This is a genomic window from Corynebacterium sp. USCH3, from assembly GCF_037619475.1.
GTDB lineage: Bacteria > Actinomycetota > Actinomycetes > Mycobacteriales > Mycobacteriaceae > Corynebacterium.
Map to the genome: position 1 here is coordinate 14,968 of NZ_JAQPZT010000006.1, position 18,722 is coordinate 33,689.

The 18,722-nt window shown below is 69.2% G+C and carries 16 protein-coding genes; 9 read left to right on the forward strand and 7 right to left on the reverse strand.

Annotated elements, in window-relative coordinates; genetic code table 11:
* Positions 1-136: 136 nt before the first annotated feature.
* From PQI66_RS12875 to PQI66_RS12915, 9 genes are all read left to right on the forward strand, one after another.
* On the forward strand, positions 137-739 hold the full coding sequence (locus tag PQI66_RS12875; protein WP_339998890.1) for a TetR/AcrR family transcriptional regulator: 603 nt from the start codon (positions 137-139) through the stop codon (positions 737-739).
* 79 nt (positions 740-818) lie between these two features.
* Positions 819-1,991: a tyramine oxidase subunit B gene (locus PQI66_RS12880; RefSeq protein WP_339998891.1), complete on the forward strand. Its 1,173-nt coding sequence runs from the start codon at positions 819-821 to the stop codon at positions 1,989-1,991.
* On the forward strand, positions 1,988-3,244 hold the full coding sequence (locus PQI66_RS12885) for an FAD-dependent oxidoreductase (protein WP_339998893.1): 1,257 nt from the start codon (positions 1,988-1,990) through the stop codon (positions 3,242-3,244). The genes PQI66_RS12880 and PQI66_RS12885 overlap by 4 nt, the downstream gene beginning before the upstream one ends.
* An 11-nt stretch (positions 3,245-3,255) precedes the next feature.
* Positions 3,256-4,734 carry an APC family permease gene (locus PQI66_RS12890; RefSeq protein ID WP_339998894.1) on the forward strand — a complete coding sequence of 493 codons (1,479 nt, stop codon included), beginning with the start codon at positions 3,256-3,258 and terminating at the stop codon, positions 4,732-4,734.
* Positions 4,735-5,124: 390 nt separating this feature from the next.
* Entirely contained in the window at positions 5,125-6,324 is a 1,200-nt protein-coding gene (locus PQI66_RS12895) for an aromatic ring-hydroxylating oxygenase subunit alpha (protein ID WP_339998896.1), read from the forward strand.
* A 12-nt stretch (positions 6,325-6,336) separates the two neighbouring features.
* The gene (locus PQI66_RS12900) at positions 6,337-7,293 is read left to right on the forward strand and encodes a PDR/VanB family oxidoreductase (RefSeq protein WP_339998898.1); all 957 of its coding nucleotides are present in this window, start codon (positions 6,337-6,339) and stop codon (positions 7,291-7,293) included.
* A 139-nt stretch (positions 7,294-7,432) separates the two neighbouring features.
* Positions 7,433-8,848, forward strand: a complete 1,416-nt coding sequence (locus tag PQI66_RS12905) for an MFS transporter (RefSeq protein ID WP_339998899.1) — start codon at positions 7,433-7,435, stop codon at positions 8,846-8,848.
* A gap of 91 nt (positions 8,849-8,939) precedes the next feature.
* The gene (locus tag PQI66_RS12910) at positions 8,940-9,926 is read left to right on the forward strand and encodes an FAD-dependent oxidoreductase (protein WP_339998901.1); all 987 of its coding nucleotides are present in this window, start codon (positions 8,940-8,942) and stop codon (positions 9,924-9,926) included.
* Between the two features lie 65 nt (positions 9,927-9,991).
* Positions 9,992-11,212: a hypothetical protein gene (locus PQI66_RS12915; RefSeq protein WP_339998902.1), complete on the forward strand. Its 1,221-nt coding sequence runs from the start codon at positions 9,992-9,994 to the stop codon at positions 11,210-11,212.
* An 84-nt stretch (positions 11,213-11,296) separates the two neighbouring features.
* Here PQI66_RS12915 and PQI66_RS12920 read toward each other — a convergent pair whose 3' ends face one another.
* The 7 genes from PQI66_RS12920 to PQI66_RS12950 form a co-directional block, all read right to left on the reverse strand.
* Entirely contained in the window at positions 11,297-12,682 is a 1,386-nt protein-coding gene (locus tag PQI66_RS12920) for an amidohydrolase family protein (protein ID WP_339998904.1), read from the reverse strand.
* Positions 12,683-13,014: 332 nt separating this feature from the next.
* Entirely contained in the window at positions 13,015-13,581 is a 567-nt protein-coding gene (locus PQI66_RS12925; RefSeq protein ID WP_339998906.1) for a pyridoxamine 5'-phosphate oxidase family protein, read from the reverse strand.
* A 5-nt stretch (positions 13,582-13,586) separates the two neighbouring features.
* Complete coding sequence (locus PQI66_RS12930; protein WP_339998907.1) at positions 13,587-14,375, reverse strand: creatininase family protein; 789 nt, start codon at positions 14,373-14,375, stop codon at positions 13,587-13,589.
* Positions 14,372-15,823 (reverse strand): FAD-binding oxidoreductase, encoded by a 1,452-nt coding sequence (locus PQI66_RS12935; RefSeq protein WP_339998908.1) that lies wholly within the window; start codon positions 15,821-15,823, stop codon positions 14,372-14,374. The genes PQI66_RS12930 and PQI66_RS12935 overlap by 4 nt, the downstream gene beginning before the upstream one ends.
* The gene (locus PQI66_RS12940; RefSeq protein ID WP_339998910.1) at positions 15,820-17,028 is read right to left on the reverse strand and encodes an ABC transporter substrate-binding protein; all 1,209 of its coding nucleotides are present in this window, start codon (positions 17,026-17,028) and stop codon (positions 15,820-15,822) included. The genes PQI66_RS12935 and PQI66_RS12940 overlap by 4 nt, the downstream gene beginning before the upstream one ends.
* A 42-nt stretch (positions 17,029-17,070) precedes the next feature.
* On the reverse strand, positions 17,071-17,970 hold the full coding sequence (locus PQI66_RS12945; RefSeq protein WP_339998912.1) for an ABC transporter permease: 900 nt from the start codon (positions 17,968-17,970) through the stop codon (positions 17,071-17,073).
* The gene (locus tag PQI66_RS12950; protein WP_339999172.1) at positions 17,967-18,668 is read right to left on the reverse strand and encodes an ABC transporter ATP-binding protein; all 702 of its coding nucleotides are present in this window, start codon (positions 18,666-18,668) and stop codon (positions 17,967-17,969) included. Before PQI66_RS12950 ends, PQI66_RS12945 begins: the two co-directional genes overlap by 4 nt.
* Between the last annotated feature and the right edge of the window lie 54 nt (positions 18,669-18,722).

The following is an 18,722-nucleotide window of genomic DNA, read 5'->3' on the forward strand; positions in this document are numbered from 1 at the left end:
CCCTTTTTTGCGTACCCGAATCGCTCAATCGCCGGCCGCGGAACCCGGATCCTGAGACGCACATCCGGGTTGCCGCCGAGTGCCGAGGGCACGAACCACCTTTTTCCGGGTCATCCAACCACTACACTCTGCAGGCGTGCCCCGAAGCGTAGACCACGACAGACGTCGCCAGGAGATCATCGGCTCGGTGTGGCTGCTCATCGCCGACGAAGGTCTCGACGTCGTCACCACCCGCCGCATCGCCGAGGCCACCGGGTTCTCCAACGGCCTGCTGCGCTACTACTTCCCGGGCAAGGACGCCGTGGTCACCGCGGCCTTCGAGTACGTCTACGCGGCGACGAACGACCGCGCGCAGGTCTTCGGGGGTGAGCGCGGACGCGTCGGCCTGGACCGTCTCGCTGAAGAGATCCTGCCCCTGGACGACGTCCGACGTGCCGAGGCGCGCGTCGTCACCGCGTTCTGGCAGCGGGCCGTCACCCACCGGGACGAGGCGGAGGTCTTCGCCGAACGGATGGACCGCTGGCGACGGTACTTCCGTGCGCGCCTCGCCGAAGCGGCGGAGGACGGTGACCTACGTGAGGGACTCGAGCGCGGGACGGACCGCGAAACCGTCGTCGACGAACTGCTCACCATGCTCACCGGGGCACAGGTCTGGGCCGCGTTGAACCAGGACGAGGCAGCCCCGGAACGGCTCAGAGCACAGCTGACCTCGTTCGGTAACCGGGTCTTTACGTCCTAACCCCTGTTTTTCTCCAAGCGTACAAAACAGTCATGGCGCAGCAATGGTGGGGAAACACCCGACCGGTTGCATGGAGAGCATGACAACCACCGCTCCCGCGCCAGCGACCGCCGCCCCGTCCAGCCCACGACTTGACACCCTCTACCTCAGCGAACCAGACATGGTCGCCGCCGGGGTGAAGGACATGCCCGCCTGCGTCGACACCATGGAGGAGATGTTCTCCCTCCTCGGCGTCGGCGACTACCGGATGGGTGGGGCCAACAACAACTCCCACGGGTCCATGGTCCTGTTCCCCGACGAGTCCCCGCACGAACGGATGCCGAAGAACGGCCCGGACCGTCGTTTCATGGCCATGCCTGCCTACCTCGGCGGACAGTTCCACACCGCCGGCGTGAAGTGGTACGGCTCGAACACGGAGAACCGCGCCTCCGGCCTGCCCCGTTCCATCCACACCTTCGTCCTCAACGACGCCGACACCGGTGCTCCACTGGCCATCATGAACGGCAACCTGTTGTCGTCCTACCGCACCGGCGCAGTGTCCGGCGTGGGGGCGAGGCACCTCGCCAAACCCGGTGCCACAGTCGCCGCCGTCGTCGGGTCGGGTGTGATGGGCAAGACCGCACTCGAGGCTTTCGCCGCCGGTGTGCCCACCCTGGACACCGTGAAGATCAAGGGCCGCAGCCAGGCCGGCATCGACAGCTTCGTCGCCTGGGTCAGGGAGACCCTGCCGCGGTTCACCACCATCGAGGTCGTCGACACCGCCGAGGACGCCGTCCGCGATTCCGAGGTCATCGCCTACACCACCACCGCCCCCATCGGCTCGGGGAACTACCCGGTGCTTGAGCCGTCCTGGCTGTCGCCGGGCGCGTTCGTCTCGATCCCGTCCTGCGTGAACATCTCCGACGAGTGGCTCGCCTCGGACTCCGCGCGCCTCGTCCTCGACAACCGCAGCCTCTACGAGTGCTGGCACGAGGAGTTCGGTGACGACGCCTTCGAGACTGTCGGCATCATCGGCAACAAGTTCCTCGCCCTGGAGAAGAACGGCAGGATCCCGGACGGGAGCGTCGTCGACATCGCCGACGTCATCAACGGCGACACGGTGGGACGCCGGTCCGACGACGACATCGTCGTCTACTCGGTCGGCGGCATGCCCGTCGAGGACGTCGCCTGGGCCACCACCCTGTACCGCCGCGCGCTGAACGAAGGCATCGGCACCAGTCTGCCGGTCTGGGACACCCCGGAGCTGGTATGAGTGACCACTACGATTACGTCGTCGTCGGCTGCGGCTCCATCGGCTCGATGGCCCTGTGGCAGCTCACCGAACGCGCCCCGGGCGCCCGCATCCTCGGCATCGAACGCTTCGGCCGCATCCACACCAAGGGCTCCTACTCGGGAGAGTCCCGGCTGTTCCGGGTGGCGCTCAAGGAGGGAGGCATCTACATCCCGATGGTGCGCCGCGCCCGCGAGATGTGGCTCGAACTCAACGAACGCACCGGACGCGACGTGTTCCTGCCCATCGGTGCCGTCAGCGTCGCCCCCGCGGACTTCCCGACCATGGAACAGACCATGGAGGTCATCCGGAACCACGGGCTCGACCATGAGGTCCTCGGCGCCGTGGAACTCGCCGAGCGCTACCCGGCCTTCGCCGCGCCGGCCCCCGGGGCGCCACCGGACATCGCCCTCATCGACCCGGACGGCGGCGGGATCCGTCCCGAACTCGCCGTGGCCCTGTCTCAGCAGCTCGCCATCGACGCGGGCGCGGAACTGCGTGACAACACCCGCGTGCTCGCGATTGAGCCGGGGGAGGGGCCGGACGGCACGACCGTCATCCGCTGCGCAGGACCGGACGGGACAGCCACAGTCACCGCAGACAAGGTGATCGTCGCCAACGGGTCCTGGGCGTCCGACCTGTACCCGGACCTCGCCGACCACATCAGCGTGCAGGCCATCCCGCTGACCTGGTACCTGCCGTTGCAGATCACGAACTTCCTGCCGGAGAACCTGCCGATCTTCATGCGTGACATCGTCACCCCCGGCGGCGACGTCTGGCACTGCTACGGGGCGCCCAGCCTCGACGGGTACAGCGTGAAGATCTCCCACGGCGACTTCGCCGGCGGGGCACCCACACCCGACGGCATCGAGGAACTGCGCACCGGCGTCCTGCCCGACATCCTCTCCCGCATCTTCGCCGAACGCAGCTCCGCCTTCTTCGACGGGGTACTCGACGACCCTGTCCGACTCACCCTCCACCACGACGGGTTCACCGCCGACCACGCGCCGGTCCTCGGGCTGGCCCCGGGGAACACACTGGGGAGCGAGGGTGCCGTGACCATCGCCACCGGCATGAGCGGCAACGGCATGAAGTTCGCCCCCGTCTACGGGCGGATCGCCGCCGACCTCGCCGTGGACGGCACCTCGCCGCTGCGTCCCGACTCCTTCGATTACCCCACCACACCGCGGACGGCGAAGGCCGCCGGACACCGCGCCACCACACTCACGTCCTGAAAGGACGCACCATGCCCACACCAGTCAGTCCCGTCACCACCGCCCCGGTCGCCGGGGCCGCGACCCTGAAGAAGGGGTCGCTGACCACCACCTCGATCGTCTTCATGGTCATCGCCGCGGCAGCACCCCTGACCGTCATCGGCGGTGCCCTGCCCATCGGCATGGCCGCCGGCAACGGCGCCGGGTTCCCCGCGATGTACGCCGTCGGCGCGGCCATCCTCATCCTGTTCTCCGTGGGCCTGACCACCATGTCGAAGTACCTCGACGAACCGGGGGCCTTCTACTCCTACGTCGAGACCGCCTTCGGACGACGCCTCGGCATGGGCACCGCCTACCTCGCGTTGCTGACCTACACCGCCATCCAGTTTGCCGTCTACGGATTCCTCGGCCAGCAGCTCACCCTGCTCGTTGCCCCGGTCGCAGACGTCCCGTGGTGGGTGTTCTCCCTGGCCACCGCTGCTGTCGTCGGATACCTCGGCTACCGCAGCATCGAACTCAGCTCGAAGGCGCTTGGTGTGCTGCTCGTCGCCGAGATAGCCATCGTCGTGCTGCTCGACGTCGTGGTCGTCGGACGCGGCGGGGCCGAGGGGCTCAACGCAGACCCCTTCCTGCCGGAGAACGTCTTCTCGGGTGCGATGGGCGTCGGGCTGATGATGGCCATGGCCGGGTTCATCGGCTTCGAGTCCACCACCGTGTTCCGATCCGAGGCCCGCGACCCGGACCGCACCGTCCCGCGGGCGACCTACATCTCCGTCGCCGTCATCGGCATCTTCTACACGGTCTCCGGATGGGCCGTGGTCCAGGCGTGGGGTACCGGCAACGTGCTGGACGCCGCGGTCTCCAACCCGGACGAGATGATCGCCACCACCGCGGTGAACTACCTCGGTGGCTGGGCCGGACCTGTCGTCCACGTCCTGCTGCTGACCAGCCTGTTCGCCTGCGTGCTGTCCTTCCACAATGTACTGACCCGCTACCAGCACGCCATCTCCCACAAACGAGGGTTGCCCCGACGTCTGCGTGCGGTGCACCTGACCTACCGGTCACCGCACATGTCGTCGATCGTGCAGACGGTCACGGTCGTCGTGCTCACCGCCGTCTGCGCTCTGGTGGGACTCGACCCGGTCACCGAGATCTTCACCTGGTTCTCCGGTCTGGCGACCTTCACGATCATCATTCTGATGCTGCTGGTCTCCGTGGCGGTCATCGTGTACTTCCGGTCGCGGCCGGGGCTGCAGGTGGGAGCGTGGAAGAGGACGGTCGCCCCGGTTCTCGCGTTCCTCGGGCTCTCGACGGCGCTGTACTTCATCGCCACGAACCTGACGATGCTCGTGGGCGGGAGCCAGGCTGTCGCCCTTGTCCTCGTGATGTCTGCGCCGGTGGCCTTCATCACCGGCGTGGTCTGCTCCACCTTCGTTCCCGAGTTCGACGATGACGTCATCATCCGGGCGATGGAGAATCGGGAGAAGAGGCTGGGGAGGACGTCGCGTTGAACCGGGTTGTGGTCCGAGCCGGAAGCCGCGCCGCCTGCTCCGACGTCGTCTGAGCCACCCCTCAGGTCAGTAATCGGCCGTTCGCTGACCCCTGCGGTGGCTCAGCTGACATCCGGGGCCGCGACAGCGACCGTTCCCCTCCCGTTGGCCCCGTTGGCCCCGTTGGCCCCTCCGGCCGTCCTTTTACCGCAGCGTCACCTGAGCGAAACACGGGCCCACCACACTGGCACCCATGACTTCCTCCGTCACGCCCCAGACGCCCCGGACGTCTCCGAGGCTCCCCGTGTCGCAGGGCCACCTCGTCGGGTGGACACGTGGACAGATCGCGCACGGTGACCTCCGGGGCTGACCACCCCGGAGCCACCCCACGCACGAGAAGAGGACAACCACATGACCACGACCGCACCGGCGACACCGGCGACACCGACCTTCCAGCCCGACGTCTCCCGCATCACCCGCAACCCGAACGCAGGACGCCCCGCCCCGACACCCGCAACCCCGTCGACCGGCCACACCCCGCGCCCCGGCGATCTCCCGTTGCCGCGCAAGCTCACCTTCGACCCGGACGACTGGCAGATCATCGCCCGATTCTGGTACCCGGTCGCCTACAGCTCCGAGGTCACCGAAGGCCCGCTCGGCGTCACCCTCCTGGACAAGCCGCTGGTCGTCTACCGGGTGGACGGAAAGGTCACGGTCGCCGACAACCTCTGCACCCACCGGGGCATGATGCTCAGTCTCGGCGAGGACCAGCACGACGGTAAAGGCATCAAGTGCCCGTACCACGGCCTGCGTTTCGGCCAGGGCGGTCGCTGCACCGAGATCCCCGCGCACCCGTCCAGCCGCATCCCGAACCGGATGCACCTGCCGGCCTATGGTGCCGTCGAACGCTACGGCCTGGTGTGGGCGAACCTTGCCGCGAAGCCGGGCGATGTCCCAGGCGTGGACACCGACTCCGGCATCCCGCCCGTCCCGCACTGGGACGAGGACGGCTACCAGCGGATCAACTGCCCCGGTATCGACGTCGCCGCCTTCGCCGGACGCCAGGTCGAGGGTTTCCTCGACGTCGCCCACTTCGCCTTCGTCCACGACAAGTCCTTCGCGTTGGCCGACCAGCCGGAGGTGCCGGACTACACCCCGCAGGTCACCGCGGACGGTTTCGAGACCGAGTACTGGTCGACCATGCCGAACATCCCACACGACGCCTCCGACGAGGTCAAGGCCGCGGTACCGGACGGATTCCGGTGGTTGCGCCACTTCCGGCTGCACGTCCCGTTCACCGCCACCCTCGACGTCCACTTCCCGGGCGGCAAACACCTGGCGATGATGAACACCGCCTGCCCGGTCTCCGCCACGCAGACCCGGCTGTTCGACGCCCGGGTCCGCAACTTCGACACCGACCAGCCCGTCCAGGACGTCTACGACTTCAACCTGCAGGTCTTCGAGGAGGACCGGGCGATGGTGGAGGCTCAGAAGCCGGAGAACCTGCCGCTGGACCCGTCGCTGGAGGTCCACATCCCCGCCGACAAGTCGTCCATCGCCTACCGACGCGCACTGCGTGGCCTGGGCCTGTCGCAGTTCTTCACGGCGTAGGGGGTGGGTGGCATGACCCTTGCGACCGTCCACTCCATGACCCGTGCAGGACGCGACGTCCTGCTCATCGAGCTGCGGCCCACCCACGACAGCACCTTCCCCGCCGCCACCGCCGGAGCCCACGTCGACCTGCACCTCGGCCCCGTCGTCCGGCAGTACTCGCTGCTGGGGGACCCGCGCGACGCCGGTCGCTGGCTCATCGCCGTCAAACGCGAGGACGCCGGACGCGGAGGCTCGGACGTGATCCACACCCAGCTCCGCGTCGGACACACCGTCGAGGTCTCCGGGCCGCGCAACCATTTCCCCCTGGACCACGCATCCGACCAGACAGGACGCACCGTCCTGCTCGCCGGGGGCATCGGCGTCACCCCGCTGGCCGCGATGGCGGAGCAGTGCGACGCCACCGGACGGGAGTTCACCCTGCACTGCTACGCCTCCGCTCAGGACGAGGTGCCGCTGCGCGACCATCTGGCGGCCCGTCCGTGGGCGTCGGGCGTCGTCGAACACCTCAGCAACGACGGAGACTCCCTGCGCACCGCCGACACCCTGCCACAGTCGTACCGTCCCGGCGACGACCTCTACATCTGCGGCCCCGCCGGATTCATCGCCCGCGCGCTCGAGCTCGCCGAGGCTGACGGCTGGCCCACCGACGCCGTCCACGTCGAACACTTCGCACCGACCGAGGTCCCCGACCTCACCGGTGACGCCTTCACCGTGACCGTCGCCTCGACCGGGGCGTCCTACCCGGTTGCCGAGCACGACACGATCGCCGAGGTGCTCGCCGCCCACGGCGTCGCGGTGGACCTGTCGTGCGAGCAGGGGATCTGCGGTTCCTGCCTCACGGGTGTCGTCGACGGGGTGCCCGACCACCGCGACGAGGTGCAGTCGCCGAACGAGCATGCGGCCAACACGCAGGTCACGTTGTGCTGCTCGCGGTCGAGGACCGCCAACCTCACGCTCGCCCTCTGAGCTCATCGAGCCTCCCCGTCGGGGTGACGGCGGGGTGACGGCGGAGTGACGGCGGGGTGTTCTCGGCACCGGTCGGTCGGCTACCGTTGTAGGTCCCCGTCGGCTCTCTGCGCCGCACCGACAGACAGGCCGGACCTCCGTGAACGCACCCTCGCCGACCCCGCCCACCTCCGCCGCGCCCACCGTCCCGCCGGACGGGTTCCGCATCTTCCTCACCGTCCTGGTCAACACCGCTGTCGCGAACGTCACCACCAGCTTCCTGTGGTTCGCCCTGACCTTCTGGATCTACGCCGAGACCCGCAACGTCATCGCCACCGGCGTCATCGGGGCGTCCTACATGCTGTTCGTCTCCGTGTTCAGCATGCTCTTCGGCACCCTCGTCGACCGCTTCCGCAAGAAGACCGTGATGGTGTGGGCCACCCTGGCCGCGCTGACGGTGATCCTGCTCGACGTCGTCTTCTTCCTCCTCATCGGTGAGAGCCGGATCGCGGACCTGGGCACACCGTGGTTCTGGGTCTTCGCCGTGGTCCTGCTCGCCGGGGCCGTCGTCGAACAACTCCGCAACATCGCCTTGTCCACGACCGTCACGCTGCTGGTCCCCGAGGAACGGCGCGCCAACGCCAACGGCCTCGTCGGGACCGTCCAGGGCATGGCGATGCTGGTCACCAGTGTCTTCAGCGGTCTGTCCGTGGGCTTCCTCGGTATGGGCTGGACGCTGGTCATCGGGGTGGCCGTCATGGCGCTGACCCTGCTGCACCTGGTCACGGTGCGCATCCCGGAGAAGGAGATCGTGCAGTCCGATGACGCGACGGGGTGGGTCGACCTCCGGGGCGGATGGCTGGCCGTGATCGCCGTGCCCGGCCTCCTCGCACTGGTCTTCTTCACCACGCTCAACAACCTCTTCGGCGGGGTGGAGATGGCGCTGATGGACCCCTACGGCATCGACCTGTTCGGCGTCCAGGGCTGGGGGATCTGGTTCGCCGTGGCCTCCACCGGGCTGTTCGTGGGCGGTGGCGTCATCGCGAAATGGGGGCTGGGGAGCAACCCCGTGCGTACCGTGCTGCTCTTCGCCGCCGGGATCGGCGTGCTCGGCGCGGTGATGACGCTGCGCGAGTGGGGCTGGCTGTTCGTCGTCGGCATCTGGCTGATGATGGCGTGCATCCCCGCCGTCGAGGCCGCGGAGCAGACGGTGATCCAGAAGGTCGTGCCGTACTCGACCCAGGGGCGCGTCTTCGGTTTCGCCATGACCTTCGAGGCTGCAACGGCCCCGGTGACCGCACTGCTGGTCGCGCCGATGGCGGAGTGGTGGGTGATCCCACACCTGAAGACGGAGGAAGGCGCCCGCCAGTGGGAGTGGCTGCTCGGGACGGGGGAGTCGCGTGGCATCGCGCTGATCCTCGTGGTCGCCGGGATCCTCTGCGTGCTGCTGGCGGTCGCGGCGATGTGCACGCCGCAGTACCGACGGCTGTCGCGGAGCTACAGCGGGGCCCCGGAGGCAGAGGGCACTGCGTCCTCTTCGTCCCCGACCACCTCCGACTCTGCCGATGTCATCTGAGTCACCGCCCAGGTCAGTAAACGGGCGATTCCTGACCTGGGCGGTGACTCAGATGACATCCGGCTGACCGGTCGGTGCCACAATGGTCCCCATGTCTTCCCGTCCGTCCAGCATCACCGTCATCGGCGCCGGCGTCATCGGCCTGTCCTGCGCCCACGACCTGTCCGAGGCCGGCCACGAGGTCACCGTCATCGCCGACCACGGCCCGGGCGACACCGTCTCCGCCCTGGCCGGCGCGCTGTGGTTCCCGTACCACGCCGCAGGCACGGAGGAGGTGGTCGAACGGTCGCTGCGCAGGTTCGTGGAGTTGGCTGACCTCGGCGACGCCGGCACGACTACCGACGATTTCACCGACGACGTCCCACCTGTGCAGATGCGCACCGGCACCCTGCGCGAACGGCTCGACCCGCCGGACCGTTCCTGGGTCGCGCCGGTGGTGAAGGTCCTGGGCGAGCAGGCCGTCCGGCCGGTCGACGGTGGTGTGCGCGCCACCCTGCCGATGATCATGACCTCCCGGTACCTCGCCTGGCTGATGGACTCCTGCCGGATGAACGGTGTGGCCTTCCAGTGGCGCACGGTGACCTCCCTGGACGACCTCGCGGGCACGACGGACGCGGTCGTCATCGCCGGTGGCCTGCGTGGCGGCGACCTGCTCGGCGGGGACGACGCTGTCACCCCGGTGCGTGGGCAGCTGATGCTCCTGGCCAACAGCGACGACAACCCGCTCACCGACTGGGTCGTCGACTCCGACGACCCGTCGCAGCTCACCTATGTGTTCCCCCGCGAGGACGAGATCGTCGTCGGTGGCACGTCCGAGCCCGGCTCGTGGGACGAGGTGCCGGACCAGGCCACCGCGGAGGCGATCCTGGCGCGGGTGGAGGCCCTGGTGCCGGAGCTGAAGGAGCTGCCGATCCTCGGTCACGGTGCGGGCCTGCGTCCGTCCCGTGAGACGGTCCGGCTGGAGCGCGTGGACGGGTACGGCCTGCCGGTCATCGCCGCGTACGGGCACGGCGGTGCAGGCGTGACTTTGTCCTGGGGCACCGCCGAACGCGTGGTGGAACTCGTCGGCGACCTGTAGTTGTCCACAGGGTTATCCACACCCTTTCGCCGGGGCGCCGGATCGGCTTCACTGGTGGGATGGGGGTGGGGACACGGAAGGCACCGGAGCGGCATGGGGAGCAGCGACGCCGCGAGTTCCGTGAGGAGAAGCAGCGTCGACGCCGGTGGTTGGCGACGGCGCGCCGGGAGGGACGGGTACCCGACGGCCGGGGTCTGGAGCATTCCATCCGGGTCCTGCCGCGTCCGGCACCGGAACTCCGGGCGGAGGCCCTGGCGTCGGGACGTGCTACGCGCACGAGTCTGGCGACGTCGTACCGGGCCGTCACGAGGTCCGTCGTGGTCAGCACCGTGCAGGAGGACATGCCCGACGAGTTCCGCGTGCGGCCGGAGGACTGTGGCGCGTTCGTCCTCGACGCCGTCACCCGTGCCCGGGCGCACTGGATGCGCAACACCGCAAGCGTCGTCGGGTTCTGGGCGGCCGCGGCGTTCCACGGCCTGCCGTACTGGTGCGACGACGCCCCGGTCGTCCTGCTGCGCGACGCATCCTCCCGTGGTGACGCCCGGTCGTGGGTCGCCGCCGAAACCCTACGGACCCCGGTGTTCCGTCGGCTCCGACCGGGGACGCCGACCGTGTGCCCTGATCCGGCATTCCCCGGCCTCCGGGTGGTCGGCGCAGCGGTCTCCGCAGGTCAGTGCCTTCACTCGATCATGAACGGGACGCACGGCTGGGACGTCCCGGACGTGCCCGGACTCACCTGCCGGGAGGTGCGTGCCGTCCAGTTCATCGACGCCGTCTACCAGTGCACCCGGCTCACGGCGGACGACATCCGCCGTGGTGCGCGCCACTACGTCCACCGCCGGACGGTCCGTCGGCTGCTGGGGTGGGCGGACACCGGGGCGCAGTCGCCGCGGGAGACACTGCTGAGGCTCTACACGCGGGACTGTCTGCCGGCGGGACACACCTGGACCTCGCAGGTCACCGTCCTGCTGGATCCGGAGGGGCGACCATGGAAGCACCTGGTCGCCGACCTGGCTTGCGAGGAACTGCAGGTCGCGTTGTTCTACGACGGGTCGTACCACCGGGCGGAGGAGCGGCGCGGCATCGACTTCGGTCAGGTGCACCGGCTGCGCGCGTTGGACTGGGAGTCGGTGCGGGTGGGGGCTGCGCTGATGGCGGACGTGCCACAGATGACCGACGACGTCGACGAGGCGGTGGACCGTGCCATGCGGCGGGTGGACGCCCTCGCTGAGGCAGCCGCGGAAGCAGCCTCGGAGACAGCCGCTGATGACCCGAGTGTCGTCTGAGCCACCACAGGGGTCAGGGAACGGCTGATTTCTGACCCCTGTGGTGGCTCAGATGACATCGGGGGTCTGGGGAGGGGCGCGTGACTACAACGCCGGGGTGAACCCGCCGGCCGCGGCGGAGCGGACCATGCCCTCGTCCGCCAGGCGGTTGACCTCCGCGTACTCGCCACCGGAGGGGCATTCGGCGGACGAGTCGTAGACCGCCTCACCGCCGACGTACACCTGCCGCAGGTGCCGTAGCCCGCAGGCCAGGACGTACGTCGCCACCGGGTCCCACACCGGTCCCGTCGCCGGATCGCGGGGATCCACGACCACCAGGTCGGCGAACTTGCCGACCTCCAACGAGCCCACCGTGTCGCCCACACCCATGGACCGGGCGGATCCGAGGGTGTGCAGGTGCAAGACGTCGTCCACGGCCATGACCGAGGCGTCGGAGCGCACGGCACGCTGGGTGAACAGCCCGGTGCGCATGTTCTCGAAGGGGTCGGAGGTGTCGGTGCAGGACTGGTCGTCGACCCCCATGCCCACGGTCACCTCGCGCCCCAGCAGGGGCACGATGTCGGCGATGCCGGAGCCCAGGCGCCCGTTGGACATCGCCTGCCACACCACCGAGGTGCCGGACTCGACCACACGCTCCACCATGCGTTCGGTGGGGTGGACGAAGTGCCCGAAGGCGAAGTCGCGGCCGAGTACGCCGGCGTCGTCGTACCAGTCGAACTTGGACTGCTGGACGTCGATCTGCTCGGCGGTCTCCACGAAGTGCGCCTGGTTGGTGATGCCCCACTTCTCCATCAGGGTCTTCTCCCGCTCGGCGGTGACGGCGGCGGACGCCCACTGCACCGCGCCGTACACCGAGCCGCCGAGGTTCAACGCCGGGTCGATCTCGTCGAGGTGTGCCATCGCCACACCGAAGGCGTCGAAGGCGTCCTGCTCGGGAAGCTGTTCGTCGTCGACGCGCACCGACGTGACGAAGCGGATGCCGGCGTCGGCGACGCCGTCGATCTGCCGGGTCACGAAGTCCGGCTCGTGGACCTTCACGGCCTTCAGTGTGGAGGTCTCGTAGTCGAAGCGGCAGATCACCCGCGACTGGGTGAAGTTGTACACCGAGGTGATGCCGGAGGAGAGGTGGTCCAGGCCACCGGCGCGGGAGAGCCAGTACATGGTCTCCGGGTCGGCGTTGGCCAGCATCGCACTGTTCTGTGTGACCCACTTGTACAGCGGGGAGGAGTGCTCCACGCCGCGCATGCCGCCGGTGTAGATGTGGCTGTGCGCGGAGATGAACCCGGGGGCGAGGAAGGCTCCGCCGAGGTCGACGACGTTGGTGTCGGACGCCGCGTCGGAGGTGTCCGGGGTGCCCTCTCCGAGGCCGTCGATGCGTCCGGCGTCGTCGACGCAGAGCCAGCCGCGGAACCACCGGGGTTGCGCGGGGTCGACGGGGATGATGACGGCGTTGGTGAACAGCGTGCTCAAGGTGGGGAACCTCCTGGTCCGGCTGGGTTGTGGGCAGTCGGCGGTGTGCAGGAATGCTCTCTTGTGCGGGCGCCCGGCTCGAGGAGTGGGCGCGGCAACGGTCGTGCACCGCGGAACGCCCGCGAGTCTACGGTCCGGGTGTTTCGGCGGTGTTGCCGATGCGTGCGGCACCTGAGCGACGGACACACCTTGGGGGGGGGAGTGACCGTTGTTTGTACGGGTGTACCGCGCGCGGCAGGACGGGTCGTGGTCCCTGGCCGCCCCATGTCATCTGAGCCACCGCAGGGGTCACGAAACAGCTGATCTTTGACCCCTGCGGTGGCTCAGATGACTTAGCCCGGGAGCACCTCGCGTGACCATCCCCCGCCCGCACGGCTGTACCGCACGCGGCGGGACGGTCCGACGGCGTCGGCGGTCCAGAACAGGTACTCGCGCGGGACGACGGCGTACCCGGCCCACGTCTCGGGCGGACCGGAGCTGCCGAGGTCCGGGTGCTCGTCGGCGAAGGCCGCCCAGAGGCGGCGACGCTCCTCCGTCGTCTTCGCGGCGAGGTCGGCGTCGTTGAGCCAGGCGAGCAGCTGCAGGTAGCGGGAGCGTCGGGCGAAGGCGGCGCGTTCACCGGTGGGCGTGTCAGGGACGATGTCACCGACGACGGTGACCTGCCGCTCCCGGTCCGGTGTCAACACCGTCAGCGACGCCTTCGGGCAGGAGGCGATGTCCCGGACCTTCCGCGACCGGGCGTCGGTGTGGAAGAACACACGGCCGTCCTCGCCGACACCGGACACCATCACGGTGCGGGTGCGCGGATAGCCGTCCGGTCCGACGGTGGCCAACGTCATCAGGGTCGGGGTGGTCGGTGACTCCTCGAGGTGGTCGAGGAACAGGCGCGACAGAGTCATCGCCGTCACTGCCGTCCTCCCGGGGTGAAGGACGCGATCTCCGGCAGGGCGGCGACGATGTCGTTGACCCGCTCCTCGAAGAGGTCGCGACCGACCTCGGCGGATGCCCCGGTGGGATCGCCGACCACCCCGGACTCCGACAGGTCGGTCGACAACCAGCCGAAGGTCACCGGGCGCCCGGGCGCGCCGAAACCGATGTGGGAGCAGTCCGCGACGGTGTCGGCGACCTGCGGGCCCAGTGCGGTCGCCGCGCCCATGTCCACCAGCTTCGGGGCGATGTGCAGCATCATCGAAGTCTCTGCCCACCCGGCGTGCACCCCGATGCCGCGTTCGGTCTCCCCGGGGAGGGCCGGTCCTGACATCAGGAAGGTGTGCAGGTCGAAGCGTCGGCGTAGCTCCCGTAGCGCGACACCCAGCAGGGCGGAGTTGCCGCCGTGGCAGTTGACGAACAGCAGGCGCCGGGCCGGGGTGGCGGCGATGGAGCGTCCCAGGTCCACCACCGTCTGGAAGAAGGTCTCGGGACGCAGCCACATCGTGCCGGGCAGCAGGGCGTGCTCGTCGGACTTGGTGTAGGCCAATGGCGGTAGCAGCCAGACGTCGGTGCCGGACGCGGCAGCCCGGGTCACCGCCTCGGACGCGACGGCCTCGGCGACGGTCAGGTCGGTCGACACCGGCAGGTGCGGGCCGTGGGGCTCTATCGCCCCGGTCGGCAGCACCAGCACGCTGTCCTCCGAGAGGACGGTGGGGACCTCGGCGGTCGTCAGGTCGGCGAAACGCCGGGACGCGCTGATCACATCCACCTCCCGGGGTTGAGGATGCCGTGGGGGTCGGAGGTGTCGGCCAGGGCCCGCACGCGCTCGGGTTCCAGGTCGATGTACCACTGGTGGGGCGAGTGCACGCCGACGCCCAGGGCGGTGAGCTCGGGCACGCCGGCGAGGATACGGTCCTTGAGGTCGGTCACGTCCTCGTCCTCGCCGATCCGTCCGTTGAGCATGCCGAACATCATGTTGTTGCCGACCTCGAGGTGGAACAGACCACCGCCGTCCGCGGTGGAGAACACCGCCTCGACCTCCTCGAGCCGGTCCACGACGGCGTTGCCCTGGCACTCCATGTGGAACCAGCGTCCGGGCTGGTTCTTCTGCAGCCACCAGGTCGGGTGGTTGTAGGAGATCGTGGACAGACGCACGGACTGGGCGATGCCCGCGCGGACGTCCTCGACCTGCCCACCGTAGGACGCGACGATCGCGGCGACGTCCTCGACCTCATCCGTGTCGACGATGCCCCGCAGGCTCGCCCGTCCCCGCACCAGCGCCGGGTCGGCGGGCAGGGCGTCGACGATCTCCGCGCCGTCGGCGGACATCAGGCGCGGGTGCAGCCGGGCGTCCAGCACCGCACGGGCGGCGTCGAACGCGGCCCGTGTCGATCCGAAGGACGCGTACACGCACCGCCAGTCCTGCAGCGGCTCGACGCGCACGGTGGCACGCACGATGACACCGGCGACACCGTAGGTGTGGACGAACGGTCGGGCGTCGTCGCCCTCCAGGTGGATGATCCGGGCGTCCTCGGTGGCGGGGACGATGTCGACGGCGGTGACGAAGCCCTGGTGGTTGCGTCCGTGCACGATGGTGCCGGTACCGGCGGACCCGCCGCCGAGGAACCCGCCGAGGGTGGACTGCACGGTCGACGGGTACATCCACAGCTGGTGGCCGTGGTCCCAGGCGTACTGCTCGAGGGTGAGCATCCTCGCGCCGGCGTCGGCGGTGATCGTGCCGGAGGCCGGGTCCAGCCCGTGGATCCCGGTCAACGAGGTCATGTCGAGGACCAGGCCGCCGAAGCGGGGCAGGACCTGGCCGTAGTTGCCGGTGCCCTTGCCGCGGGTGGTGACCGGCACGCCGCGGCGGACGGCGGCGCGCATGATCTCGGGCACCTCCTCGACGCGCCGGGGGTAGCAGACCACGTCCGGCGTCCCGAGTTCCCCGGCGGCGAGCTGGGCGGACAGGACCGGGCTCATGCCGGAGCCGTCGCGGGACGCCCGGTCGATCGCGCGGGGAAGCTGGCTGACTCCGCGCGGGCCGAGGACGGCGATGAGGTCGTCGACCAGGGCGTCGACCTCGGCGCCGGTGAAGTCGGGGCGCCCGTCCGGCGTGGCGGTGGCGAAGACGTGGTCGACGTCGGTCTCGACGCGGACCCCGAGCTGCGGCTCCGAGGGTGCTGAGGGGACTGAGGGGGCCGGCGCACTCATGAGAGCGAGACGCTCTCGTCGAGGAACTCGTTGGTGGCCAGCTCGTCGGTGTCCACGCCGTCCTTCACCGGGGTGTTCTGCTCGTCGAAGATCGGGGTGACGATGTCGAGCACCTCGTTGACGCGGTCCTCGTCGAAGGAGCCGAGTACGCCGTCGGTGCCGTCGGCGACGAGCCCCTCGTCCAGCATCTGCCGGTGGCCGTACTCCGCGTTGCCGTCGCCGTAGACCCAGCCGGCGTTGAAGTCCTCGACGGCCGTGACGATCAGTTCGTTGGTGGCCGCGGGGTCCTCCATGTAGGACTTCACGCCGCGCTGCAGCACGGGGACCAGCGCGGAGAGGCAGTCGGTCGTGCCGGCGTCCTCGAGGTCGGCGGTCCTGGCGGCGAGTGCCGACTTGTAGGTCGGGAAGCCGGCGTCGTGGATGAGCTGGTAGTCCACCGGCTTCATCCAGCCCTGCACCTCGTTCTCGTAGTTGTAGGGTTCGGAGGACGAGTAGCCCTGCTGGGCGTTGGCACCGTCCGCGGCGACGAAGGTGGCGGGCGAGCCGTCGTAGCTCTCGTCGATCTGCGACTCGTCGAGGATGCCGGCACCGGTGAGGTACCTGATGTACGACATGTTCGAGAACGTCAGGACGGTGGCCTTCTTCTCCTTGAGGTCGGCGATCTCGTGGACGTCCGGGTAGGTCTCCGGGTCCCACATGATCATCTGGGGACTCTTGTCCAGGGTCGCCATCACGCCGGTGGTGGGCATGCCGTCGGAGTTCTGGATGGACTGGTCGGTGTCGACGTAGCCGAGCAGGATGTCGGGGTCCTGGTACATCTGCGAGGTGACGTTCTGGTTGCCGATCGCCGGGCCGCCGGAGCGGATCTCGAGGTCGACCCCGGTGTAGCCGGCGTCGCCGTCGAACAGCGGGCCGCTGACGACCTTGCTGTCGGCGTCGACGGTGACCGCGTCACGTCCCTCGCCGCCGTAGTTGAGCTGCTCGTAGAGGTGGCCGTGCTCGGCCTCAGGGAACCAGTCGGTCTGCACGACGACGGTCGACGGGCAGACGGCGGACAGGTCGGTCCCGCCGATGTCGCCGTCGTAGTCGGACGCGGCGGACGCGGAGGACGAGGTGCTGTCGTCGCCACAGGCGGCGAGCGCCAGGACGGTGGCCACGGCGACGGTGCCGGCGGTGACGGTGGTGACGGTACGGGTGGTTCTCATGGGGGTTTCTCCGGTTCTCGGGTGGTCAGGGGAGTCAGACGGTCACTTGCTGTACCAGCGGCCGACGACGCGGTTGCCGATCCAGCCGAAGATGAGGAACACGACCACGCCGAGCAGGGAGGCGAGGATGATCGCGGCGAAGAGCTCCGGGGACTGCAGGCGGGAGCGGTAGTTGTCCAGCAGCACGCCGATGCCGGGGGTGCCCTGCTTGAAGAAGAAGTCACCGACGATCGCGCCGACGACCGACAGGCCGGCGGAGGTGCGCAGGCCGACGAAGATCGACGGCATGGCGGCGGGCAGCTCCAGCTTGCGCAGGACCGTCAGACGGGACGGGTGGTGCAGGGCGAAGAGGTCACGCATGCCCGGGTCGACCGACTTCAGTCCGAAGAGCGTGTTCGACACCAGGGGGAACAGTGCGATCAGCACGCACACGAAGACGCGGGCGGAGAAGCCGAAGCCGAACCAGAAACCGACCAGCGGCACCAGCGCCAGCACCGGGATGCACTGGAGGAACACAGCGTAGGGGAACAGGGCCGCCTCGGCACGTCTCGACTGGGACATCACGATCGCCCAGGTGACACCGATCGCCGCGGCGATGACCAGTCCGGTCAGTGCCACGGTGGTGGTCTGGCCGAGCCCCTGCCACATCTCGGTGGCGGACGGGCCGAACAGCCCCTCGGTGATCACCTCGTGCGGCGGGGGCATGAGGAAGCGGCGGGACTCGTCGAGCAGGATGTAGCTCACCGCGTACCAGGCGGCGATGACCACGCCGAAGACGGCGAGGGGTAGGACGATGCCGGCGAAGGGGATCGACCGCAGCGTCCTGCGCGGTGACGGTGCCTTGGAAGGCGCGGTTCCGGTCGGCGCAGGCTGCGCCTCCGTCACGGGCGTTTGTTCTGTCGGAGCGGTCTGGATCTTCTTTTCAGTGGTCGGTGCGGTCATGAGTGGGCCTCCATCAGTGAGTTCGAGACGCGTTCGGTGAGTGTGGTGAACTCCGGGGAGAAGCGGAGTTTCGGGTCGCGGGGGAATGCGAAGGGGACGTCGACCTCGTCGACGACGGTGCCGGGGCGGCCGGACATCACGGCCACCTTCGTGGAGATGAACACCGCCTCGGTGACCGAGTGGGTGATGAACAGCCCGCCGAAGCGCTTCTCGGCGAACAGCTGGGTGAGCTCCACACCGAGCCGCTCGCGGGTGATCTCGTCGAGGGCGGCGAAGGGCTCGTCGAAGAGGAAGAGCTCCGGTTCGATCGTCAGTGCGCGGGCCAGGGAGACGCGCATGCGCATACCGCCGGAGAGCTGGTGGGGGAGGTGGTCCTCGAAGCCGTCGAGGCCCACGGTGGCCAGGGACTCGCCGCAGCGCTGTTCCCGGTCGGCCTTCGGCAGCCCGTCGAGCTCGCCGAGCAGCATCACGTTCTCCCTGACGGTGCGCCAGGGCAGCAGGGTGGCGTCCTGGAAGACGTAGGCGATGCGGTCGGTGGCGGTGGTCATCACCCCGTCCGTGGAGGTCTCGAGGCCGGAGGCGAGGCGCAGCAGGGTGGACTTGCCGCAGCCGGACGGTCCGACGACGCTGATGAACTCGCCGGGGGTGACGTCGAGGGACACGTGGTGCAGTGCGGTCGTCTCGCCGTCGAAGGTCATGCCGGTGTCGGTGAAGCTGACCAGCGGTGTTGCTGTTGGGGTGGTCACGGTGTT